This window comes from Janthinobacterium svalbardense (assembly GCF_002327145.1).
GTDB lineage: Bacteria > Pseudomonadota > Gammaproteobacteria > Burkholderiales > Burkholderiaceae_D > Janthinobacterium > Janthinobacterium tructae.
The window spans coordinates 610,286-632,285 of record NZ_CP023422.1 but is presented as its reverse complement, the minus strand read 5'-3'; the positions used below and the strand labels follow the sequence as shown (position 1 = coordinate 632,285).

General features: G+C 63.3%; 25 protein-coding genes. 6 read left to right on the top strand and 19 right to left on the bottom strand.

Annotated elements, in window-relative coordinates; genetic code table 11:
* Nucleotides 1-6: 6 nt before the first annotated feature.
* The 15 genes from gspF to gpmA all read right to left on the bottom strand — a co-directional run bounded on the left by gspF (nucleotide 7) and on the right by gpmA (nucleotide 15,067).
* Nucleotides 7-1,227: a type II secretion system inner membrane protein GspF gene (gspF, locus tag CNX70_RS02750; RefSeq protein ID WP_096233295.1), complete on the bottom strand. Its 1,221-nt coding sequence runs from the start codon at nucleotides 1,225-1,227 to the stop codon at nucleotides 7-9.
* Between the two features lie 10 nt (nucleotides 1,228-1,237).
* Nucleotides 1,238-2,665: a type II secretion system ATPase GspE gene (gspE, locus tag CNX70_RS02745; RefSeq protein WP_096233293.1), complete on the bottom strand. Its 1,428-nt coding sequence runs from the start codon at nucleotides 2,663-2,665 to the stop codon at nucleotides 1,238-1,240.
* Nucleotides 2,666-2,675: 10 nt separating this feature from the next.
* Nucleotides 2,676-4,913 carry a type II secretion system secretin GspD gene (gene gspD, locus CNX70_RS02740; RefSeq protein WP_096233291.1) on the bottom strand — a complete coding sequence of 746 codons (2,238 nt, stop codon included), beginning with the start codon at nucleotides 4,911-4,913 and terminating at the stop codon, nucleotides 2,676-2,678.
* On the bottom strand, nucleotides 4,910-5,686 hold the full coding sequence (locus CNX70_RS02735) for a type II secretion system protein N (protein ID WP_096233288.1): 777 nt from the start codon (nucleotides 5,684-5,686) through the stop codon (nucleotides 4,910-4,912). Before CNX70_RS02735 ends, gspD begins: the two co-directional genes overlap by 4 nt.
* On the bottom strand, nucleotides 5,683-6,216 hold the full coding sequence (gene gspM / locus CNX70_RS02730; protein ID WP_096233286.1) for a type II secretion system protein M: 534 nt from the start codon (nucleotides 6,214-6,216) through the stop codon (nucleotides 5,683-5,685). The genes CNX70_RS02735 and gspM overlap by 4 nt, the downstream gene beginning before the upstream one ends.
* Nucleotides 6,213-7,442, bottom strand: a complete 1,230-nt coding sequence (gspL, locus tag CNX70_RS02725; protein ID WP_244199017.1) for a type II secretion system protein GspL — start codon at nucleotides 7,440-7,442, stop codon at nucleotides 6,213-6,215. Before gspL ends, gspM begins: the two co-directional genes overlap by 4 nt.
* A 19-nt stretch (nucleotides 7,443-7,461) precedes the next feature.
* Nucleotides 7,462-8,436 (bottom strand): type II secretion system minor pseudopilin GspK, encoded by a 975-nt coding sequence (gene gspK, locus CNX70_RS02720; RefSeq protein WP_096233282.1) that lies wholly within the window; start codon nucleotides 8,434-8,436, stop codon nucleotides 7,462-7,464.
* The gene (locus tag CNX70_RS02715) at nucleotides 8,433-9,068 is read right to left on the bottom strand and encodes a PulJ/GspJ family protein (RefSeq protein ID WP_096233280.1); all 636 of its coding nucleotides are present in this window, start codon (nucleotides 9,066-9,068) and stop codon (nucleotides 8,433-8,435) included. The genes gspK and CNX70_RS02715 overlap by 4 nt, the downstream gene beginning before the upstream one ends.
* Nucleotides 9,068-9,451, bottom strand: a complete 384-nt coding sequence (gene gspI, locus CNX70_RS02710) for a type II secretion system minor pseudopilin GspI (protein ID WP_096233278.1) — start codon at nucleotides 9,449-9,451, stop codon at nucleotides 9,068-9,070. The genes CNX70_RS02715 and gspI overlap by 1 nt, the downstream gene beginning before the upstream one ends.
* A complete protein-coding gene (gene gspH, locus CNX70_RS02705; RefSeq protein ID WP_096233276.1) occupies nucleotides 9,448-9,927 on the bottom strand; it encodes a type II secretion system minor pseudopilin GspH in 480 nt (159 codons plus the stop codon). Before gspH ends, gspI begins: the two co-directional genes overlap by 4 nt.
* Before the next feature lie 12 nt (nucleotides 9,928-9,939).
* Nucleotides 9,940-10,392, bottom strand: a complete 453-nt coding sequence (gspG, locus tag CNX70_RS02700) for a type II secretion system major pseudopilin GspG (RefSeq protein ID WP_096233273.1) — start codon at nucleotides 10,390-10,392, stop codon at nucleotides 9,940-9,942.
* Nucleotides 10,393-10,485: 93 nt separating this feature from the next.
* A complete protein-coding gene (locus CNX70_RS02695; protein ID WP_096233271.1) occupies nucleotides 10,486-11,247 on the bottom strand; it encodes a HesA/MoeB/ThiF family protein in 762 nt (253 codons plus the stop codon).
* Nucleotides 11,248-11,255: 8 nt separating this feature from the next.
* Nucleotides 11,256-12,749 carry a S41 family peptidase gene (locus tag CNX70_RS02690; RefSeq protein WP_096233269.1) on the bottom strand — a complete coding sequence of 498 codons (1,494 nt, stop codon included), beginning with the start codon at nucleotides 12,747-12,749 and terminating at the stop codon, nucleotides 11,256-11,258.
* 34 nt (nucleotides 12,750-12,783) lie between these two features.
* Nucleotides 12,784-14,244: a murein hydrolase activator EnvC family protein gene (locus CNX70_RS02685; protein ID WP_096233266.1), complete on the bottom strand. Its 1,461-nt coding sequence runs from the start codon at nucleotides 14,242-14,244 to the stop codon at nucleotides 12,784-12,786.
* A gap of 76 nt (nucleotides 14,245-14,320) precedes the next feature.
* Nucleotides 14,321-15,067, bottom strand: coding sequence for a 2,3-diphosphoglycerate-dependent phosphoglycerate mutase (gene gpmA / locus CNX70_RS02680; RefSeq protein WP_096233264.1), 747 nt, complete (start codon nucleotides 15,065-15,067; stop codon nucleotides 14,321-14,323).
* 106 nt (nucleotides 15,068-15,173) lie between these two features.
* On the opposite strand from gpmA, the gene CNX70_RS02675 reads away from it, so the two are divergent.
* The 5 genes from CNX70_RS02675 to CNX70_RS02655 all read left to right on the top strand — a co-directional run bounded on the left by CNX70_RS02675 (nucleotide 15,174) and on the right by CNX70_RS02655 (nucleotide 18,235).
* Nucleotides 15,174-15,590, top strand: coding sequence for a rhodanese-like domain-containing protein (locus CNX70_RS02675; protein ID WP_071079850.1), 417 nt, complete (start codon nucleotides 15,174-15,176; stop codon nucleotides 15,588-15,590).
* 25 nt (nucleotides 15,591-15,615) lie between these two features.
* On the top strand, nucleotides 15,616-15,882 hold the full coding sequence (gene grxC, locus CNX70_RS02670; RefSeq protein WP_096233262.1) for a glutaredoxin 3: 267 nt from the start codon (nucleotides 15,616-15,618) through the stop codon (nucleotides 15,880-15,882).
* Between the two features lie 160 nt (nucleotides 15,883-16,042).
* On the top strand, nucleotides 16,043-16,516 hold the full coding sequence (gene secB, locus CNX70_RS02665; RefSeq protein ID WP_010394167.1) for a protein-export chaperone SecB: 474 nt from the start codon (nucleotides 16,043-16,045) through the stop codon (nucleotides 16,514-16,516).
* A 180-nt stretch (nucleotides 16,517-16,696) separates the two neighbouring features.
* Nucleotides 16,697-17,158 (top strand): SH3 domain-containing protein, encoded by a 462-nt coding sequence (locus CNX70_RS02660; RefSeq protein ID WP_096233260.1) that lies wholly within the window; start codon nucleotides 16,697-16,699, stop codon nucleotides 17,156-17,158.
* A 36-nt stretch (nucleotides 17,159-17,194) separates the two neighbouring features.
* On the top strand, nucleotides 17,195-18,235 hold the full coding sequence (locus CNX70_RS02655) for an NAD(P)H-dependent glycerol-3-phosphate dehydrogenase (RefSeq protein WP_096233258.1): 1,041 nt from the start codon (nucleotides 17,195-17,197) through the stop codon (nucleotides 18,233-18,235).
* A gap of 19 nt (nucleotides 18,236-18,254) precedes the next feature.
* Here CNX70_RS02655 and CNX70_RS02650 read toward each other — a convergent pair whose 3' ends face one another.
* The 4 genes from CNX70_RS02650 to mscL are packed head-to-tail and all read right to left on the bottom strand — an operon-like array spanning nucleotide 18,255 to nucleotide 20,978.
* Nucleotides 18,255-18,596, bottom strand: coding sequence for a cupin domain-containing protein (locus CNX70_RS02650; RefSeq protein ID WP_096233256.1), 342 nt, complete (start codon nucleotides 18,594-18,596; stop codon nucleotides 18,255-18,257).
* A gap of 18 nt (nucleotides 18,597-18,614) precedes the next feature.
* On the bottom strand, nucleotides 18,615-19,307 hold the full coding sequence (locus tag CNX70_RS02645) for a DUF2461 domain-containing protein (RefSeq protein ID WP_096233254.1): 693 nt from the start codon (nucleotides 19,305-19,307) through the stop codon (nucleotides 18,615-18,617).
* Between the two features lie 21 nt (nucleotides 19,308-19,328).
* A complete protein-coding gene (locus CNX70_RS02640; RefSeq protein ID WP_096233252.1) occupies nucleotides 19,329-20,489 on the bottom strand; it encodes a Do family serine endopeptidase in 1,161 nt (386 codons plus the stop codon).
* A gap of 39 nt (nucleotides 20,490-20,528) precedes the next feature.
* Nucleotides 20,529-20,978 (bottom strand): large conductance mechanosensitive channel protein MscL, encoded by a 450-nt coding sequence (gene mscL, locus CNX70_RS02635; RefSeq protein ID WP_070258531.1) that lies wholly within the window; start codon nucleotides 20,976-20,978, stop codon nucleotides 20,529-20,531.
* 412 nt (nucleotides 20,979-21,390) lie between these two features.
* On the opposite strand from mscL, the gene petA reads away from it, so the two are divergent.
* Nucleotides 21,391-21,999: a ubiquinol-cytochrome c reductase iron-sulfur subunit gene (gene petA, locus CNX70_RS02630; protein ID WP_096233250.1), complete on the top strand. Its 609-nt coding sequence runs from the start codon at nucleotides 21,391-21,393 to the stop codon at nucleotides 21,997-21,999.
* The last annotated feature ends 1 nt before the right edge of the window (nucleotide 22,000 follow it).

Here is a 22,000-nt window from a genome sequence, read left to right as displayed (position 1 = left end):
AGTTTCTTATCTGACGAGCTGATTGATTTCGATAATCGGCATCAGCACGGCCAGCACGATCAGCAGCACCACCACGCCCATGGCCAGGATCAGGGCCGGTTCCAGCAAGCCCGCGATGGTCAGGGTGCGGCGTTCCAGGTCTTGCTCCTGCGCACTGGCGGCACGTTCCAGCATGGCCGGCAGCTCGCCCGTGATTTCGCCCGCGCGTATCATGTGGATCAGCATGGGCGGAAAATGCTTTTGCGCCGACAGCGCGCGCGCCAGGCTGACGCCCTCGCGCACGGCGCCGCTGGCTTCTTCCACCAGTTCCTGCATCGCCACATTGGTCAAGGTATCGCGGCTGGTGTCGAGCGCGCGCAGGATCGGCACGCCGGAGCCCGTGGTGATGGCCAGGGTGCTGGCGAAACGCGCCGTATTCAGGCTGCGCTCGAACTTGCCGTACAAAGGCGCCGTCAGCAGCCAGGTATGCCAGCGCCGCTTCAAGGCCGGCTGCTGCAGCGCGCGGCGCCAGGCGAACCAGGCGCCAATCAGGACGATGCCCACCACGATGCCATAGTGGCGCACGAAGTCCGACAGCGCCAGCATGATCACCGTCAGCATGGGCAGCTTCTGCTTGGTGTTGGCGAATACGGAAACGATCTGCGGCACCACGTAGGTAAGCAGGAAGATCACGATGGAAAACGCCACCACGGTGACGATGGCCGGATAGGTAAACGCCAGCTTGACCTTCTGCACCAGCGCATTGCGCCGCTCGATGTAGTCGGCCAGGCGCGACAGCACGCGCGACAAATGGCCGATCTGCTCGCCCGAGGCCACCAGCGCCCGATAAATTTCCGCGAAATCGCGCGGATGGCGTGCCAGCACGTCGGAGAACGCGGCGCCGCCGATCACTTCCGAACGGATCGAAGCGATCAGGTCGCGCAGATACGGCCGCTCGGCCTGTTCCAGCAGCGCGGAAAACGCCTGCTCCAGCGGCAGGCCCGCTTCCAGCAGGCTGGCCAGCTGGCGCGTAAACAGGGCCAGCTCGGTGCTGGACAGGCGCTCGCCGAAGCCGCGCCGCTTGGTGACGCCGGCGGCATCGACCTGCGCGGCGATCGGCTCGACGGCCAGCGGCACCAGGCCTTGCACGCGCAGTTCGGCGCGCGCGGAGCGGGGACTGTCGGCATTGAGCACGCCCTTGCGGGTAGCGCCCTGGGCGTCGACGGCTTCATAACGGAATGCGGGCATGGTGGCGGGCCTAGTCTTTGGTCACGCGCAGCAACTCGGCCTGCGTGGTGGTGCCGTCGCGCAGCCAGCGTTCGCCGTCGTCGCGCATGCTCGTCATGCCGTCCTGCAGGGCAACGGCGCGCACGTCCGCTTCCGAAGCGCGGTTGTGGATCTGCGCGCGGATCTGTTCCGTCGTGCGCAGCAGTTCGTACACGCCCACGCGGCCTTGGTAGCCCGTCTGGCCGCACTGCTCGCAACCGACCGCCTGCCAATATCCGCTTTGGCCATCGAAGGTCTTGCAGGAACCACACAATTTGCGCACCAGCCGCTGCGCCAGCACGCCGAGCAAGGACGACGACAGCAGGAACGGTTCGATGCCCATGTCCAGCAAGCGCGTGACGGCCGCCGAGGCGTCGTTCGTGTGCAGGGTCGCCAGCACCAGATGGCCCGTCAAGGATGCCTGCACGGCGATCTGCGCCGTTTCCAGGTCGCGGATCTCGCCGATCATGATCACGTCAGGGTCTTGCCGCAGAATCGCCCGCAGCGCCTTGGCAAAGGTCATGTCGATGCGCGGATTGACCTGCGTCTGGCCCACGCCGGCCAGGTCGTACTCGATCGGATCTTCCACCGTCAGGATGTTCGTGGTGGTGGCGTTGAGCATCGACAGCGCCGCGTACAGGGTGGTGGTCTTGCCCGAGCCAGTCGGACCGGTGACGAGCACGATGCCGTGCGGCTGCGTGATCAGGCCATCGAACTGTTTCAACATGGGCGCGCTCATGCCCAGGTGCTGCAGGTCGAGGCGGCCCGCTTCCTTGTCCAGCAAGCGCAACACGGCCCGTTCGCCATGCCCGGTGGGCAGGGTCGAGACGCGCACGTCGACGGGCTTGCCGCCCACGCGCAAGGTGATGCGGCCGTCCTGCGGCAAGCGTTTTTCGGCGATGTCGAGCTGCGCCATGATCTTGATGCGCGAAATCAGCGAACCGTGGATGGCCTTGCGCGGGCGCACCACGTCGCGCAGGCTGCCATCGATGCGAAAGCGCACGACGGAGGTCTGCTCGAACGGCTCGATGTGAATGTCGGACGCGCCTTCGCGCAGCGCCTGCGTGAGCAGCGCGTTGATCATGCGGATGACGGGCGCGTCGTCGGACGATTCGAGCAAGTCCTCGATGGCCGGCACGTCCTGCAGCAGCTTGGTGAGATCCAGGTCGGCATCGAATTCATCGGCCATCTGCGAGGCGTCGCCGCCGCCGCCCGCGTAGGCGCCTGCAATGGCCGCATCGAGTTCGCCGCGCGGCAGCACCGTCAACTGGATCTGGCCGAAACGGCGCGATACTTCGGCAATGGCCGCCGGCGCCGTGGATGCGGCCACCAGCACTTCGACCGGGGCGCCATCGACCGCGCCGGGCCGGGCCAGCAAGCCGAAATCGCGCGCGTAGGCGTAGGGAAGCAGATTGCTCATGGCTGTCCCATCACTTCTGTGGCTGTTGCTGCTGCTGGTATTGCTGCAGCAGCGGCTGCGGCGGGGTGGCCGCGTTGGCCGGCGCGCCTGGCGGCGGCGTCGGCGCCGGCGGCACGGGACGCGTCACCATGTTGCCGCCCACCGGCTGGCCATCCTGCAGGGCCGGCAAGACGGGCGTACCCAGGTCTTTCAGCATCAGGTTGCCCGTGGCCGGCACGGCGGCCGTCTCGGCCGAGCGCATGTAGTCGTAGCGGTCAGCCGCCAGGCTGCCGCTCTGCTCCTTGTTGCGCACGATGACGGGGCGCAGGAAGATCATCAGGTTGGTTTTCTTGCGCTCGCGTGTCTGGTACTTGAACAGGTTGCCGATCAGGGGAATGTCGCCCAGGCCGCGCACTTTTTCCGCGTTGTCGCCCGTGGTGTCCTCGATCAGGCCGCCGAGCACGATGATCTGGCCATCGTCGGCCAGCACATTGTTTTCGATCACGCGGTTGTTGATGGTGATGCCGCTGACGGCCGACGCGGTGGATTTGTCCACGCTCGACGTCTCGTGATAGATACCCAGCTTGATCGTGCCGCCCTCGGAAATCTGCGGGCGCACCTTCAGGGTCAGGCCCACTTCCTTGCGGTCGATGGTCTGGAACGGGTTCGTATTGGTGCCGGCCGTGCTGGTGTACTGGCCCGTCAGGATAGGCACGTTCTGGCCCACCTTGATGGTCGCCAGTTCATTGTCCAGGGTGATCAGGTTCGGCGTCGACAGGATATTCGCATTGCCGTCCGATTCCAGCGCATGCGCCACGGCGCCCAGACCCAGCGCGCCGTTGATCTGCTTGAAGATGCCCAGGGTCAGGCCGCCCGTCGGCAAGACCTTGCCGCCGCCCGTGGCGATGGCGCCGATGTTGTTGGTAGTGCCGCCGGCGAACGACTGCAAGGCGCCCACGCGGTAGTTGCTGGTGCTGTCGCCCGACAGCCCCAGCCACTGCACGCCGAATTCGGACGCCTTGGCCGACGTCACTTCGACGATCAGCGCCTCGATGTAGACCTGGGCGCGGCGCACGTCGAGCTGGTCGATCACGGCGCGCAGGTTGCGGTACACGGCTTCGTTACAGGTCAAAATCAGCGTATTCGTCGACGCATCGGCCTGGATGAAACCGGCCGCGCCGCCGGACGACAGCTGCTGCGGCGCGTTGTTCAGCGAAGCGCCGCCGGTGCTGCCGCTTTGCGTATTGCCGCCCAGACCAGTGCTGTTCATGCCGCTGTTGTTCTGGCTGATCTGGTTGTTCGTGTTCTGGTTGCCGACGCCCTGCTGCGCCGTGGCGGCCGTGCCGTCCGACGTCACCACCGAGCGCAAGGTCTGCGCCAGCTTGGTGGCGTCCGCATTTTTGAGGTACACCACGTGCACATTGCCCAGCTGCGTGGTGGGCTGGTCCAGCTTCGAGATCAGCGACTTGGCCAGGTTGGCGCGCGCCGCCGACGGCGCGCGCAGCACCAGCGAATTGGTGCGCGGGTCGGCCAGCACGGAGACCTTGCCAGCGTCAGCCCCTGCGGCGGCGCCCGCATTCCCGCCTTCCATCAGTTTATTCACCATCGAGGCCAGGTCGGAGGCGATGGCATAGCGCACGGGGATCACGTCCAGGTCCGTCGAGGCGGGCACGTCGAGCGCGGCGATGATCTTCGCCAGGCGCTTGAGGTTATCCGCGTAATCGGTGATCACCAGCGAATTGTTGCCCGGATTGGCGTTGATCGTGTTGTTCGGCGAAATCAGCGGGCGCAGCACGGCCAGCAGGTTGGCCGACGATTCGTAGTTCAGGTAAAACACCTGGGTGGCGATCTGGTCGCCCTTCACCTGGCTGGCGCCATTGCCCACCTGGGTCGGCACGGATTGCAGCTTGGCGTCCGCTTCCGGCACCACTTTCGCGTAGCCGTCGCCGGAGACCACCGCATAGCCCTGCAGGCGCAGCGCGGAGGCCAGCAGCCCGAAGGCCTGAGTTTTGCTGATCGATTTTTCCGACACCAGCGTGATCGTGCCCTTGACGCGCGGGTCGATGACGAAATTGATGTTGGTGTAATGGCCCACGGCCTTGATCACCGACTCGATGTCGGCGCCGACGAAATTGAGCGCCGCTTCATCGCCGGGCGCGGCCCAGGCGGGTGCCGGCATGCCGGCCACGGAACAGCACAGCAAGGCGGCGGCCGACAGGCGGCGCAGCGAAAAGGAGAAAGTATGGGGGCTCACGGATGGTTTTTTCATTGTCTGAACTCTAAGGCGATGATGTTTTTTTCGCTATTGCTACGGCGCTGTCCCAGCAAATTCAACAAACTCGCCAAGGTCTCTTCATATCCTGCTGCGGCTTGGGCCTGGCCGGAAAACTGCATGCGCCCCTGTTGCAGGCTGCCGCTGCCGTCGAGCAGCAGCGGTCCCTTGATGGAGCGCAAGGTCAACGTCGCCTGCTGCCCCTGCCAATCGAAATCGAGCTCGTAGCTGCCCAGCGGACGCAAGGACGACAGGCGCGACGCCATGTCCGTCATCTGCAAGGTGGTGCGGCCGACGGCGGAAAACTGCCGCTGCTCCAGAGCCAGCTGCAGGGTGCTCCACGACAGGCGCATGCTGCCCGTCGGCGCCACGGTATTTAACGGTGCACCGAGGCCGCCCAGGCCATCGGCCGGCAGCAGCAGGGCCGCCGGGCTGACCTGCCAGTGCGACCACGAACCGCGCAGGTTCACCGGCTGCGACAGCGCCTGCGGGTTTTGCAGTTCCACGTCCGCCGATCCCCACAGCACCGAGGGCGAAATGCGCCAGCTGAAACGCCCCGGCAGCAGCGGCGTCACGGCGCCGTTCGCGCTGGCCGCCCCGCCGATAAAGGCCGAACCGCGCCACAGGGTACCTTGCGCGTCGCCCAAGGTCAAACGTCCGCCCGTCTGCTTTTCCACGATGCCGGCGACCCAGCCGGCCGGGAAAAATACCAGCAGGGTGACGCAGACGCTGACGCTGATGGCCAGCAGCCAGCCAAGCAAGCGCCTCATCGTGCCGCGCCAGGGCTCTGGTGCAGGGTCAGACTGGCGTCGACCAGCCCCGCCTTGCTCTGCGCCGTGATCTTCGCTTCCTGCACCGCCACGCGGCCTTCGCGGCGCAAGCCGTCCAGCCACAGCATGACACTGGCAAACGGCACGCCGTTCAACTGCACGCGCGCGTACTCTCCCGTCAGCGACAGCGATTGCGGCGCCAAGCCGCGCGCTTTCAGCGATGCGTCTATGCTGTCACGGCTCATGGGGGCGACCTGCACGGGCGCCTGGCGCGCCAGTTCGCCCGCCTCGCGTGCCAGCGCCTGCAACTGGGCCGCGTTCTGGCGCAGCTCGGGCAAGCTCTTTTGCAAGGCGATGCGGCCCGTCCAGGCCGGCTCGAAAAACACCGCGTAGACGAGGGCCAGCCCCGCCACCACGCCGCCGATGGTCAAGAGCTTGCGCTCCTGCTGCGTGCGCTCGGCCCAGAAGGCCTGCACATTTTGCCGTTGTCCCGCCAGCGCGGCGCGCGCCTGATTGACTGCTGCACTCATGCTTTTGCTCCCGTGGCCGGCGTGATCTTCCACACGCCCGGCGCCGTTTCATTCAAGGCCAGCTTGCGCGCGGCCAGGCCGTCGCGCACCTGCGCCTGGGCGCTGGCATCGACCATATCCGGTTTCAATGTGACGATCAAGCTGCGCTCGCGGTATTCCAGCGAGGCCACCACGCCGCGTCCGGCCAGAGCGCCCAAGGCCTCGCCCAGCGCCGCGCTCATGCTGGTGAAATCATCCATGCTGGCTTGCCCGCTTTGCAGGCGGGCGGCAGCGATATTGCGCCGCATCTGCTCCGCTTCCAGGCCATACACCGGCGCTTCATTCGGATACGCGGCCTTGAAGGTTTGCTGCATCGAGGTGCGCACGGTGGCGGCCTCGCGCTTCAAGCGCATCCATTCGATATTCATGCCGGCCAGGTTGACGACCACGGCCAGCAGCGCCAGGCGCAGCGGCCAGCGCCAGCGGCGCCATTCGGTGGCCGATCCCGTGGCCGTGCCCAGCGCGGGCGCCAGGTCCAGCCCAGCGCCCTTGGCGCCGGCGATCCAGTGCGCCCAATGGTCGCTCTCCAGCGTCACGCCGTCCATGCCGGCAGCGAGCTGCTGATACTGCGCCAGCTCGGCCTGCGCCACGTAGACCGTCAGGGGCACGTCGCCGGCAAACGCACGCGTCGTCAGCAGCGCCTGCTGCGGCTGGGCCGGCAAGACCAGGCCCAGCCCCTCTTGCGGCGCCTGGCGCAAGGCCAGTTCCAGGCCGTCGCCGGCCGCCTGCAAGTATGCCGTCACGCTGCCCGGCTGCAAGGGCAGGCATAGCTGCGACGGCAGCAGCGCCACCTTGCGCGCCCCCTGCACCAGCAACGCTTGCACCAGTACCGCGGCCCAGGCGCGCTGCGCCACGGCGACCGTGCGCATGCCGGCAGCATCGGGCGCACCGGCGGCCAGCAGGCAATCCTGAGTGTCACCGAGGATATGTTCTTCCACCAGGCCCGGCAAGGCCGCGCGCAGGCGGGCGCCGGCCAGCGGCGGGGTTTTCAGGCGCAGCAGAGTCACGTCGGCCGCCGCCAGCAGCAAGACCACCTGCTTCGCGCCGGCAATCAACTGCCCCAGGCTGCCCAGCGGCGCGCTGCCCTGCTGCAGCAGGGCGCCGCCATCGCCGGCCAGCACGAAGGAGCAGGCAGGCGCGCTGTCGGTGGACGCCCTGGCCGGGTGACGGATATACAATATTGTCAAAGTGACTCGCTTTCAGGGGTTAATTTTCCCGCAACCAGACCAGGCTGGTGGTGCGCTGCGGATCCGTATTTCGATTGACAAGCGCCACGGCATCGAGGGCGGCGCGATCCAGCCGCACGCGGATGACGGTGAGGAAGTAGCGGCTCTTCACGTCGAGTTCCACGGTAGCAATCAGTTCGGCATTAATATTATTCTTGAAGTTTGCCAAATCGACAAACTTTTTGCGCGGATTGCTCAAGGTCAGGGCGCTGGCCTCGGACAAGGACATCATCGTCACGGCCGCCAGCACCGCGGCCGGCGCCGTATTCACGTTGACCGGCGTGAGTTCCGGCAAGATGATGACGAAATCGCGCAACTGCTCGATCATCTGCGGCGTGTAGCCGGGCACGGCCAGCAAATCCTCGATCTGCGTGAACGCCACCGGCTCGCTGCTGCCGTCCGATGGGGGCGCGGCGGCGGGCGTCTTGCCATCGCTGCCGCTGTCCATGGCGCGCAGTTTCGGCTTCGCGCGCAGCACGGCATCGGCCGTTGCCTGCGCCAGGCCGCTATCGAGCCGCAGGTTCGACAGCAAACGCTGGTAAGCCAGCACCTGCTTCGGATTGATGCCGCCCGTGGCGGCGACCAGGTTGGTAATATTAAACCGCGCCTGCGCATCGAGCGCGCGGCCCGAGACGGTGGCGTCAAATTTTTCCGTGTCGACCTTCTCGCGGTCGACGTAATCGTCGAGCCGCGCTTCCTCGATGGGCGTGGCCCACACGCCGTCCAGCGCCGTTTGCGACGGATTGTCCTGGCGCAGCCAGAAGCGGGCGAAATCGACCATGCCGCGCATGGCCCACTGCGTTTGCAGGCGCAGGCGCTGGTTTTCCATCGAGCGCACCTGCACTTGCTGCTGCCAGAACAGGCTGGTGACGACGGTAATGGCCAGCGCCGTCAGCAGCAGGGCCGTGATGACGGCCACGCCGCGCTGGCGGCCGGGGCGAATAAACGGCTTCATCCCGGCCCCAACAAGAAGACTTTGGACAGGCCCGCGTCCTGGCCCGGCATTTGCAAGGTCACTTCCAGGCCGACAAAATCCTCTGTTTTTGTACCGGCAAGCATGCTGATCCACTCAGGATTCGGCGTATTTTGGCGCTTTTGACCGCGCATGACCATGCTGTCGACGCCATGCATCAGGGCCACGTCGGCGTTGGAGGTATCGGTATCGTCGCGCGCCGCCTGCCACAGGGTGTCGAGCACGGCCAGGTCGCGCGTGCCGTTCGACTCGCGCCGCGTCAGCACGCCGCCGCGCAGACGGTAAGTGACCACTTGCAACTGTTGCGGCTCCTGTTCCGATGCGGCCAGGCGCACCAGGGTCAGGCGGTCATTTTCCGCCGACAGGTTCAGGCGGCCATTCAGCAGGCTGTTGTTCAGCCCGGCGCCGGCCAGGTGGTCGCAATCGCTCTGCATCTGGGCAAACGCCAACTGCATGCCGCGCGCCTGCTCCAGCTGGCTGGTCAGCACTTCACGCGAACGCATGATGCTGTCCAGGCCACGCCAGCCCAGCACAGCGACCATGGCCAGGATGCCGATCGCCACGAGCAGCTCGATCAAGGTGAAACCCGCGACGGAAACAGTGCGGCGCGCCATCAGTCGTTGAACGCCAGCAAGACCAAGCGCACGATGCGCCGGGCCGGGTATTGCACGTCGTACACATTCACGCGCACTTGCCGGATGCGGGGATTCGGCGTGGCCACCACTTCCTCCTCGCAGATCAGTTTTAAATCGCCCTGCGGGCAGTCGACCGTGCGCTTGCCCGTCTGCGGGAAGGTTTTCGCCAGGCGCAGCCGCACCAGGTGGTTTTCCGCCGACCAGGTGGCCATCATGGCGCTGCGCAAGCCGTCGCTGTTCTGCGTCAGGCTGCCGACGGCGCGCAGCGAGGCGCCCAGGGCCGTGCCGACGATGACCAGTGCCACCAGGACTTCCAGCAAAGTGAAGCCGCGCTGGCGGCGTGGTCGGGAGAGGCCCATCATTGCTCGACCGTGAAATGGCCGATGCCGTCGGCGCGGATGGCCACGCTGCGCTCGCCGCTGGCCAGGGTCAGCACGAAAGGCTTGTCGACCGGTTCGCGGCCGAAAATGATGCGCAGCGGCTGGGCCACGCTGTTCGACGGCTGCACGCTGAGCAGCATGGGCGTGTTGGCAAACGCGCGTTCGCGCAGCAAATCGTCCTGCGTCACGGGTTGCCACAGCTTTTCATTGAGGACCAGGAAACGGTATTGATTTTCGTCAGCCTCGAACGCCACTTGCCGGCTGCGCACGATGGCTTCATCGCGCGCCAGCTGCAGCAGCAGGGCGATGCGCTCGGCTTCCTTTTGCAGCGCTTGCTGGCCATTCGGCATGGCGTTCAGCGACACCAGGCCCAGGGTCACCCCGATGATGACCATCACCACCAGCAATTCGATCAGCGTGAAGCCGCGCTGGCGCAGACCGGTGGTCATGGCAGGCATGCAATGAAAAACTTACAGTTCCCAGGAGCCGATATCGGCATCGTCGCCGCTACCGCCAGGCTGGCCGTCGGCACCCAGCGAAATGATGTCGACTTCGCCTTTCACGCCCGGTGACAGGAACTGGTATGGGTTGCCCCACGGATCTTTCGGCATCTTTTCCAGGTAGCCGCCCGCCTTCCAGCCATTCGCGGCCGGACCCGTGGTCGGCTTCTCGACCAGGGCACGCAAGCCCTGTTCGGTGGTCGGGTAGCGCTGGTTGTCCAGGCGATACAGTTTCAAGGCTTGCATCACGGTGGAGATGTCGACTTTCGCCGCCGCCACTTTCGACTCGCCCGTGCGGGCGATCAGCTTGGGTACCACCAGCGAAGCGAGGATGCCCATGATCACCACCACGACCATGATTTCGATCAAAGTGAAGCCGCGCGCGCGGCGCTGGCGTATCGGATGGTTTGCTGCGTTTTGCATATGAAAGAGAGAAGAAGGTGAGTAATGAGAGCAGAGTATAAAGCGGAAATATGACAAAGCCTGTCATATGGGGAAAAATTTGTGCGGGGCTACTCAGAGTGGCAAGACCACTCCACCGCAAACGGCGCAGCCGGGGTCGCGCGCGACGCGCATGCTGCTCCATTCCATGTGCAAACCGTCGAGCAGCAGCAGCCGGCCGGCCAAGGATTCGCCCACGCCCATGATGAGTTTCAGCGCCTCGGCCGCCTGCATGGCGCCCACCACGCCCACCAGCGGCGCGAACACGCCCATGCTCGAGCACGCCTCGTCCGTGAACTGCTGCTCCTGCGGGAACAGGCAGGAATAACATGGCTGGGTGCCCGTGCGCGGGTCGAACACGCTCACTTGCCCGTCGAAACGGATCACGGCGCCCGACACCAGCGGCACCCGGGCCGCCACGCAGGCGCGGTTGACGGCGTGGCGCGTAGCGAAGTTGTCGGTGCAATCGAGCACCACCGTGGCGGAGCAGACCAGTTCGGCCAGGCGCGCGCCGTCGAGGCGCTCTTGCAAGGCGACGATGGCTATCTCGGGATTGATGCCGATCAAGGTTTCGCGCGCCGACAGCACTTTCGGCTGGCCCACGCGGGCCGTGGTGTGGGCGATCTGGCGCTGCAGATTGGTCAGGTCGACCGTATCGTCATCAACCAGGGTCAGCTTGCCGACGCCGCTGGCGGCCAGATACATGGCGGCCGGCGAGCCGAGCCCGCCCGCGCCGATCACCAGCACATGCGCATCGAGCAAGGCTTGCTGGCCTTCAATGCCGATCGGATCAAGCAGGATATGGCGCGAATAGCGCAGCAGCTGGGCGTCGTTCATGGCGGCGACTACGGTTTTTGCACAGGAATCTTCTTGTCATCGGCCTTGATGTCGGAAGCAATTTCCGGCTTGGCGCCGATCTTCTCCGCCTTCGGGTCCACCTTGGCCAGCTGCACCGGCAAGCCCTGGAAGTGGTTCAAGGCTTGCTGCAGCTGGAAATCGTCCTTGGCGCCGTATTCGAGCGGCTTGCGCTTTTTCGCCGTGGCGATCAGGCGCTGCTCTTCTTCCAATTGATCCTGCATGCCTTCCATGGTCGGCTTGGCCGCTTCCGGCTTGCCATCGTTGCTGCTCAAGTGTTTTTCCAGGTCCGCCTCGCGCACGCGCAGGCTGTTCCAGCCATCGCCTTCGGCCGTTTCATCGACCAGCAAGTCGGGCACGATGCCGCGCGCCTGAATGGCCCGGCCTTTCGGCGTGTAGTAGCGGGCCGTCGTCAGCTTGACGGCCGTGTCGGCTGTGATCTGGCGCAAGGTTTGCACGGAACCCTTGCCGAACGTTTGCGTGCCGATGACGGTGGCACGCTGGTAATCCTGCAAGGCGCCGGCGACGATTTCCGAGGCGGACGCGGAGCCGGCATTGACCAGCACCACCAGCGGCACGGTTTTCAGCGCGGCAGGAAGCTTGGCCAGCGGGTCGGCCTTGGCGCCCGGCGGCGCATAAAATTCGCGACGGCCATAAAACACTTGCTTCGACTCGGGCAACTGGCCCTTGGTGGAAACGATCACGGAATTACCCGGAAGAAATGCCGTCGCCACGCCGATAGCGCCCGGCACGACGCCACCGGGATCGTTGCGCAAGTCCAGCACCAGGCCCTTGAGCTTGGGGTCTTGCGCATACAGCGCGTTGATCTTTTTGACCATGTCATCGACGGTCGGTTCCTGGAACTGGGCGATGCGCAGCCAGGCGTAGCCGGGCGCGACCATCTTCGCCTTCACGCTTTGCACGCGGATTTCCTCGCGCACGATGGGGAACACCAGCGGTTTGCTTTCGCCCTTGCGCGACATGGTCAGCACCAGCTTGCTGCCGGGCTGGCCGCGCATCTTCTTGATGACGTCCTCCAGCTGCAAGCCCTTCAGCGGGATATTGTCGAGGCGGGTGATCAGGTCGCCAGCCAGGATGCCGGCCTTGGCGGCCGGGCTGTCCTCGATGGGCGAGACGACTTTCACGTAGCCGTCTTCCATGCTCACTTCGATGCCGATACCGACAAACTTGCCTTGCACGCTTTCGCGCATTTCCTTGAAGGCATTTTTATCCAGGTAGACGGAATGCGGGTCCAGCGACGAGACCATGCCGGAAATGGCTTCCGTCAAGAGTTTCTTGTCTTCCACTTTCTCGACATAGTCGGACTTGATCAGGCCGAAGACGTCGGACAGCTGGCGCAGCTCGTCGAGCGGCAGCGGGGCATTCGTGATTTTCTGCGCCACGGCCGGGAACTGCAGCGACATGCCGATGCCGGCCAGGACGCCCAGACCAATCAGGCCGATACTTTTAACTTTGATACCCATGTATTCTTCGCAATCTACAAATTCGCTGGGGAACTTAAAACTTCACCCAGGTGGCGGGGTCGAAGGCGCGGCCCTGATGGCGCAATTCAAAGTATAGCCCTGATTCCTCGTTGCCGCCGCTATTGCCCGCGCTGGCAATGGCGTCGCCGCCCTTGACGGCATCGCCCACGCGTTTCAGCAAGGATTGGTTATTGCCATAAATACTCATGTACTGGCCGCCATGGTCGACGATGATCAAATTGCCGAAACCGCGCAGCCAGTCGGAAAACACGACCCGGCCGCCGGCGATGGCGTGGATTTCGCTGCCTTCGCCCGTGCGGATGAACACGCCCTTCCAGCTGGGGCCGTCACCGCGCTTGCTGCCGAAGCGGGCGGCGATCTTGCCCGCCACAGGGGCGCGCAACTGCCCTTTCAGGCTGGCAAAGGCGCCGGCCGGCGCCGCCGGGCCCAGGCTTGGGCGTTCCGGCTCCGGTTCCGGCTTCGGCTCTGGTTTCGGCGTTACCTTGGCCACCTGCGGCGGCTCGTCGTCGTCGATCGGCTCCAGTTTCACGGGCGCTGGCGGCGTCTGCGGCTTGATCTTGCCCGATTTGTTCTGTTGCTCTTTCGCCAGGCGCTCGCGTTCGGCCTGCGCCTGGGCGGCCTTGGCGCGCGCGGCCAGCAAGCGTTCGCGTTTTTCCGCGGCGATCTTGGCGTCGGCGGCCGCTTTCGCGGCGGCGCGCTGCTCGGCCAGCAATTGCTGGCGTTTCTTTTCTGCCGCAGCGGCGGCGGCCTGCTCTTCGATCAGTTTCGCCAGCTTGTCGACCAGGCTGCCCATGCGCTGTTCGTCGCGCTCGACATTGCCCACTTCCTTGCGCTGCGCCACCAGGCGCTGCGACAAGCTTGTCAGCAAGGCGGCGCGGCGCGCCTTTTCCTGCACCAGCAGGGCCTTCTGGTCGCGCTCTTCCTGGGCGATTTCTTCCAGTTCATCCTTGGCGTTCTGCACGTCCGCCTGGTTTTTCTCCACCGCCAGCAAATTGGCGCGCAAGGCCTCCAGCAGGCGCGCCTGCGCCTGCGACACATAGGCCATCAATTGCAAGTCGCGGTTGATGCGGTTCGGATTGTCGCCCGACAAGAGCAGCTTGATGCGGTCTTCGTTGCCTGCGACATATTGTTCACGCAGCAATTTGGACAGCTGCGCTTTTTGTTTTTCGACGGTGACCGTCAGTTGCTGGTGCTCTTGCCCCAGCGCATTGAGTTTCACGCCCGTCGCGCTTTGCTCCTGCGCCAGGTCGCGCAAGGCGCGGTTGGCGTTGGAAATGGCCTCTTCCGACTCGGCCAGGGTATCGGCCGCGTCGTCCTTGGCACTTTCCGTGCGGCTGATGTCGCGCTTGAGTGCCGTCAGCTTTTGTTGCAATCCAGCACGTTGTGCTTCCGCGACCGCTTTCTGCTTGCTGCGTTCGGTGGGCTTGGCACCCTGTGCGGCAGCGCTGGAGAACAGCAGCGCTGCGCACAGCATGGCGCCGGCGCGCCACGCCGGCAGGGGTCGTTCAGCAGAGGGGGCGATCGCTGTGCCGCGGAAGAAAGACAACAAGTTACTTGGCCTTCCCTTGGTTCGCCACGGCCGCTTGCGCTGCCGCAATCGCTGCCGGGTCGCCCAGGTAGTAATGACGGATCGGTTTCAGGTCGGCGTCCAGTTCATACACGAGCGGCTGGCCGTTCGGAATGTTCAGGCCGACGATATCACTGTCGCTGATGCCATCGAGCATCTTGATCAGCGCGCGCAGGCTGTTGCCGTGGGCCGAAATGATGATTTTCTTGCCGGCGCGGATGGCCGGGGCGATTTCCTCATCCCAGGACGGCATCACGCGCGCCACGGTGTCTTTCAGGCATTCGGTCAGCGGAATCGACGCTTTCGGCAAGCCGGCGTAGCGCGGATCGTTGAACGAGGCGCGGTCATCGTTCGCTTCCAGCGGCGGCGGCGGCGTGTCGTAGCTGCGGCGCCACACCAATACTTGCTCGTCGCCATACTTGGCGGCCGTCTCGCCCTTGTCCAGGCCTTGCAAAGCGCCGTAGTGGCGCTCGTTCAAGCGCCAGTCGTTCTTGATTGGCAAATACATCATGTCCATCTCGTCGAGCGCCAGCCACAGGGTGCGGATGGCGCGCTTCAGGACGGAAGTGTAGGCCACGTCGAACGTAAAACCTTCCTGCTTGAGGATCTGGCCGGCGGCCTTGGCTTCGTTGACGCCCTTTTCCGTCAGATCGACGTCGGTCCAGCCGGTGAAGCGGTTATCGAGATTCCAGGTGGACTCGCCGTGACGCATGAAAACGATTTTGTACATAGTTCTATCTTCTCAAGGGGTTCAAATCAAAAAAGCAAAACGTAAAAAGACCTCGTCCAGCTTCTATTTTATAATGCGCGGATTGACTTAAACCATTGGACCCTACGTGAAATTCATTATCGACCACATTTTTCTGTTTGCCATCGTCATTATTTCCGGCGGCGCCCTCCTCTGGCCACTGCTGTCGATGCGCGGCAAACGCGCGACCGTGCTGGAAGTCACGCAACTGATCAACCGAGGCAAGACCATCATTGTCGACGTGCGCAGCGCGGAAGAATTCGCCACGGGCCACTTGCCTGACGCAAAAAATATGCCGCTGCCGGAACTGGCAAAACGCCTGGGCGAGCTGGAAAAATTCAAAACACGCCCCATTGTAGTGGTTTGCCAGAAAGGTTCGCGTTCGGCAACGGCCGTCGGCCTGCTGGGCAAAGCCGGTTTCGCTGAGGCAACGAGCCTGGAAGGCGGCATCGACGAATGGAAAAAGCAGGGTTTGCCATTGAAAACCTTGTCGCTGGCCAAGTAAGCCGGCCTTAACTGAAGGAAGCATCATGACCGTACCAGTAATTGTTTACAGCACCGCCGTGTGCCCGTATTGCGTGCGCGCCGAGCGCCTGTTGGAAGCCAAGGGCGTGACCGTGCAAAAGATCCGCGTCGACCTCGACCCGGAAGAGCGCATCAAGATGATGGAACGCACGGGCCGCCGCACGGTGCCGCAGATCTATGTGGGCGAAACCCACGTGGGCGGTTTCGACGATTTGTATGCGCTCGATCAAGCCGGCAAGCTGGACCCCTTGTTAAATGGCACGGCAGCCTGATATAAAGCGGGTTCGAGAAATTGCTTGGTTTTTTGTCGTATTGTTTTGATACAATTGCCCTCGCACCTGATCTGGCCGCGCCTACCCGGCGCGGTTTGAATACCGCAAGCACCATATTTGAACGGTGTGCCGTTCTTGTCCCTTACAACGAAAGCGTTCCATGTCTGACGAAAACCTGCAACCAGTCTTCCAAATCCAACGCGTCTACCTGAAAGACATGTCGCTGGAACAACCAAATTCCCCAGCTATTTTCTTGGAACAAGAAGCACCAGCGATCGAAGTGGCTCTGGACGTGGGCGCTGCGCCTCTGGCCGACGGTATCTTCGAAGCCACCGTGACCATCACCGTTACCGCCAAAGTCGGCGATAAAGTCGCTTTCCTGGTCGAAGGCAAGCAAGCTGGTATCTTCGAAGCACGCAACATTCCTGCTGATCAACTCGATCCGCTGCTGGGAATCGGCTGCCCGAACATCATCTACCCTTACCTGCGCGCCAACATCGCCGACGTGATCACCCGTGCCGGCTTCCCGCCAGTGCACCTGGCCGAGATCAACTTCGAAGTGTTTTACCAACAACGTCTGCAAGCTATTGCTGACGCCGCTGCCGCAGCACCAGCAGCCAGCGAAACGCACTAAGAACATCTCACCAAACCTGCTGCGCGGCGCGCCTTGCGGTCTGCGATGCTCGCTGTGCTCTAGCACAGCTGCGCTTCTCGGCCACAATGCACTGCCGCTCGCGACGGTTTTGTGAGTGTTCTATACTGCAGGTAAGAAACGGCGGCCTGGCCGCCGTGTTTCGTTAAGGTTCAAAATATCATGTTGAAAAGTGCGCTCTTGAGCAAGTTCCGCTGGATCGCCGGCGCCGTGCTGCTGCTGGCCACCGCCGCCAGTCACGCCGTCGATTTCAAAACGGTGGGAGCAAACCCCGTGATCCTGTACGACGCGCCGTCCGCCAAGGGCGGCAAGTTGTACGTGGCGCCACGCGGCATGCCGCTGGAAGTCGTGCTCAGCTACGGCGAATGGGTCAAGGTACGCGACGCCAGCGGCGAAATGGCCTGGACCGAAGCCAGGGGCCTGTCGGCCAAGCGTAACGTCGTGGCGCGCGCCGCGAACCTCAAGGTTCGCGCCAGCCCCGACGACACCGCCTCCGCCATCATCCTCGTCGATAAGGGCGTGCTGCTGGAAATGAGCGAGCAACCGAGCTCCGGCTGGATTAAAGTGCGCCACAAGGATGGCCAGAGCGGCTACGTCAAGACCAGCGAAGTGTGGGGCTTGTAAGCACCGCGCCCGTCCCCCCTGCCCCGTTGAGGTTGCATGCAAGTTTCTCCTGAAGTCACTCCCGATAGTATTCCCGCCGTCCGCAAGATCACCGTCCTGGGCGCCGGCGCCTGGGGCACGGCCGTGGCCATGGCCCTGGCCGGCCGCCATGACGTGCTGCTGTGGGGCCGCAACGCCGAAGCCATGGCCGCCATGACCGCCAGTGGCGAAAACAGCTATCTGCCCGGTTTCCCTTTACCGCCGCAACTGCGCATCAGCGCCGATTTCGACGCCGCCGTCGCGCATGCCAGCGGCGAACACGGCCTCTTGATCGCCGCCTGCCCCGTGGCGGGCTTGCGGCCGATGCTGCATCAACTGAAAGACAGAGCCATCGGCAACCTGGTGTGGCTCTGTAAAGGCTTTGAAGGCGGCACGGGCCTGCTGCCGCACCAGATCGTGCAGGAAGTGCTGGGCGACAAGATCCCCGGCGGCGCCCTGTCCGGCCCCTCTTTCGCGCAGGAAGTGGCGCGCGGCTTGCCGTGCGCGCTGACCATCGCCTCGCACAGCGCCGCCTTGCGTGGCGCCGTCGTCTCGGCCTTGCATGGCGGCACCATCCGCGTGTATGCGAGCGACGACCTGGTGGGCGTGGAAGTGGGCGGCGCCGTGAAAAACGTGCTGGCGATCGCCACCGGCGTGGCCGACGGCCTGGGCCTGGGCTTGAATGCGCGCGCCGCGCTGATCACGCGTGGCCTGGCGGAAATCACCCGCCTGGGCACGGCCCTGGGTGGCCAGACGGAAACGTTCATGGGGCTGACGGGCATGGGCGACTTGATTCTCACCTGCACGGGCGACCTGTCGCGCAACCGCAGGGTCGGCCTGGGCCTGGCACAAGGCAAGGCGCTGGCCACCATCGTGGCCGAACTCGGTCATGTGGCCGAAGGCGTGCCGTGCGCCAAGGCCGTGCGCGAACTGGCGCACCGCATGGGCGTCGACATGCCGATCACCAACGCGGTGGCCGGCGTGCTGTTCGATGGCGATTTGCCGCACGTGATGGTGCAGCAGCTGCTGTCGCGCGATCCGCGCGACGAAACTACCTGAAAAAATGACAGGGCCGGGCCTAACGTCCCGCCTTGGCCATCAATATCGTCAGCAGCACCAGACTGTCTTCGCGCGCGGCCAGCGCATGCGCCTGGCCGCCGTGCAGATACAGCATCTGCCCCGGCCCCAGCACCTGCTCTCCGCCATGCGCTTGCACCGCCACCTGCCCTTGCAGGCACAGCAAGGTGATTTCACCGAGCACATGATGCTCGGGCATGGTCTTGCCCTTGGGCATGCACATGCGGATCAATTCCAGTTCATCCGTTTTGGCCAGCGCGATGGCGGAAAACTGCGACAGATCGTCGCCATCCCTGCGCAGCACCTCGATCACCTGTCCTGAACTTGCGTGCTCCAGTGCCATTATGTGCTCCTTCAGCAATTACTCGGGGACTTCCTCCGGCTCTTTCGCGCCGCGCATCCACTCGACCAGCGGCCATGCGTCCTGCAAGCCTTGCGCCAGGGTCAGCAGCAGTTTTTCCGGTTCGTTGACGGGCAGTGGCACTTCGGTCCAGACAAAAAAGCTTTTCAGCTTGATGAATTCGATATGTTCGGCATCCGCGTCAAACCCCTTGGGCGGGCGCTGCAACTTGCCCTCGTTCTGGATGCTGCCGAAACGGGCTTTCAAGCGCTTATTTTTCAGCACTTTGGAAAAACCTGGCGCGTCGTTGACCATGTGTTCGCGCAGCGCCTTCAGGCGGCCCGGTGGCGGCATGTATTCGCCGGCACCGAACAGCAAATTGCCCTGGCCATCGATCTGCAGATAATACGTGGGGCCGCCCGCCTTGCTGGGGCGGCGCATGTCGTTCGGCGCGATGGCGGCCGAAAACCGCGTTTTATACGGGCTTTTATCGTGCGCGAAACGCACGTCGCGGTTGATGCGGAACATGGCCTTCTTCGGATTGCAGTATTTCACGGCCGGATCGAACTTGCCGAGTTCAGCAATGAGTGACGTCACCAGCGCCAGGAATTCCTCGCGCAGGATATCGTAGCGGGGCTTGTTCATGACAAACCAGGGACGGTTGTTGTTGTCGCTCAGTTCACGTAAAAATTGGGTCAAATCACGCACATGCATGTGTCAAATTCCGATCAGCAACTATTTGGAAAGCTCTTTCGGGATGGGGCGCTTGCCCACCATCACGTCGAGCGCCGCTTCGCGATTCTTGCGCAGCACCGTCATTTTAGCTTTTTCGCCGGGCGGCAGTTGAGCGATCAGGTTCAGCATTTCCGTCGTGTCGCCCACAGGCTTGCCTTGCACCGTCAGCAGGATATCGCCGGGCACGATGCCCGCCTTGTCGGCCGGGCCGTTGCGCACCACGCCGGCGATGATGGCGCCGCTTGAGCGCTGCAAGTTGAAGCTTTGCGCCAGCTCGGGCGTAATGTCCTGCGTTTCCACGCCGATCCAGCCGCGCACCACGTGGCCATCCTTGATGATGGCTTCCATCACCGTCTTGGCCGTCGAGACGGGAATGGCGAAGCCGATGCCGACGGAACCGCCGCTTTGCGAGTAAATTGCCGTATTGATGCCGATCAAGTTGCCGCGCGTATCGACCAGGGCGCCGCCCGAATTGCCGAAGTTGATGGCCGCATCCGTCTGGATAAAGTTTTCAAAGCTGTTGATGTGCAGATTGTTGCGGCCCAGGGCGGAGATGATGCCCATGGTCACCGTCTGGCCCACGCCGAACGGGTTGCCGATGGCCAGCACCACGTCGCCCACGCGCGCCAGTTCCGACTGGCCCAGCACGATGACGGGCAACTTGTCGAGATTGATCTTGATGACGGCCAGGTCCGTTTCCGGGTCCAGGCCGACGATCTTGGCGGGCGCCTTGCGGCCATCGGTGAGCACCACTTCGATTTCGTCGGCGCCTTCGACCACATGGTTGTTGGTCAGCACATAGCCTTCATGGCTGACGATGACGCCGGAACCGAGGCTGTTTTTCAAGTCCTCGCCATCCTCAGCGTCCGGGTCGCGCTCGCCGAAGAAACGTTTGAAAAAGGGATCGCGCGCCAGCGGATGGGCGCCGCGCTTGGGCACTTGCAGGGTGAGGATGTTGACGACGGCGGGCATGGCGCGCGCCGCCGCGTCGCGGTAGGAACCGGGCGCCAGACTGCTCGACGCCGTTTCCACCACAGGCACCGGCTTGGCGGGAGAGCCCAGTTGCTGTACCCGGCTGGCCGGGCGCAGCGCGCCATACACAAAGTACAGCGCCAACGCGATCGTCACGGTTTGCGCAAACAATAACCAGAATCGTCGCATAGTTCTCAGCCCAGGTCAGCCGGCCGGTGCCGGAACGACTTATTTTGCCAGATTGTTGCTGTTGCGTGCGTTCTGCTGCAGGGAATCGCGGATTTCACGCAGCAGCACGATGTCTTCCGGCGTGGCCGGTGCCGGTGCCGGCGCGACCGGTTCGCTGCGGCGGGCCTTGTTCATCAAGCGCACCATCTGGAAGATGATGAAGGCAAGAATGACAAAGTTGAGCAAAATGGTCAGAAAGTTACCGTAGGCCAGCACGGCGCCCGCCTTTTTCGCTTCCACCAGGGTCATCGTCGTGGCTTGGCCGTTCAGGGGCAGGTAGTAATTGGCGAAATCGAGGCCGCCGAAAATGCGGCCGATGGGCGGCATGATCACGTCTTGCACCAGGGAATCGACAATCTTGCCGAAGGCGCCGCCGATGATGACACCGACTGCCAGATCGACAACGTTGCCTTTCATTGCAAATTCTTTAAATTCTTTCATCATTGCCATGAATTTCTCCTTCGGATAGATATAAAAACATGCCGATCATACTATTGATTCCCAGTGCCACCAACTTGTGGTTGTCGGCGAGACCAATTCGTGCACAGCCGGGCGCATCTAGTTCGAAAGAACTAGCCACCTCCTGCAAAAGTATATAAATTATGGTACAAGCAACGTTTTTGTTCTATTCGTTGTTTGCTTCACTTATAATTTGCGGTTGCCAGAAGTGGATTTTTCACTTCCGGATAATCAACAAGAAACTGGCATGGGCTGCGCCATTGGCCGAAGTTCCGCAGGGATGTTGCCACTTTACCGCGCAAAGACGCGGGTTGCGGCAATCAGTGGGAAAGAGCTTCGGCGACGGGTTTTTCGCGGCTGCCACTCATAATAAAGATTCGCATTTTGACTGATTGGGGTTTGCATGAGTAACGAAAAGCAGGTCGATTCAGGCCGTCGCGGCTTGCTCGTCGCCACGTGCGCGGCGGGCAGTGTAGTTGGATTGGCAACCGCGGGAGCCTTGGTAAGCACCTTCCAGCCGTCGGAGCGCGCGAAAGCGGCTGGCGCGCCGGTCGAAGTAGACATCACCACCTTGCAACCCGGCGAAATGCGCACTGTCGAATGGCGCGGCAAGCCGGTCTGGATTCTGAAACGCACGCCGGAAATGATCGCGTCGCTCAAACAAACCGATGGCAAGGTCGCCGATGCCAAGTCCCAACGCAACCCCGACGAATTTACGCCACCGTATTGCATGAACGAGGCGCGCTCGATCAAGCCTGAAATTCTCGTCGCCGTCGGCATCTGCACCCACCTGGGCTGCTCCCCTTCCTCGAAATTTACCCCCGGCCCGCAACCGTCGCTGCCCGATGACTGGGAAGGCGGCTTCCTGTGCCCTTGCCACGGCTCCACCTTCGACATGGCAGGCCGCGTGTTCAAGAACAAGCCGGCGCCGGACAACCTGCAAGTGCCGCGCCATATGTACCTGAGCGACACCAAATTGCTGATAGGTAAAGACGAGAAAGGCGAGGCTTGAT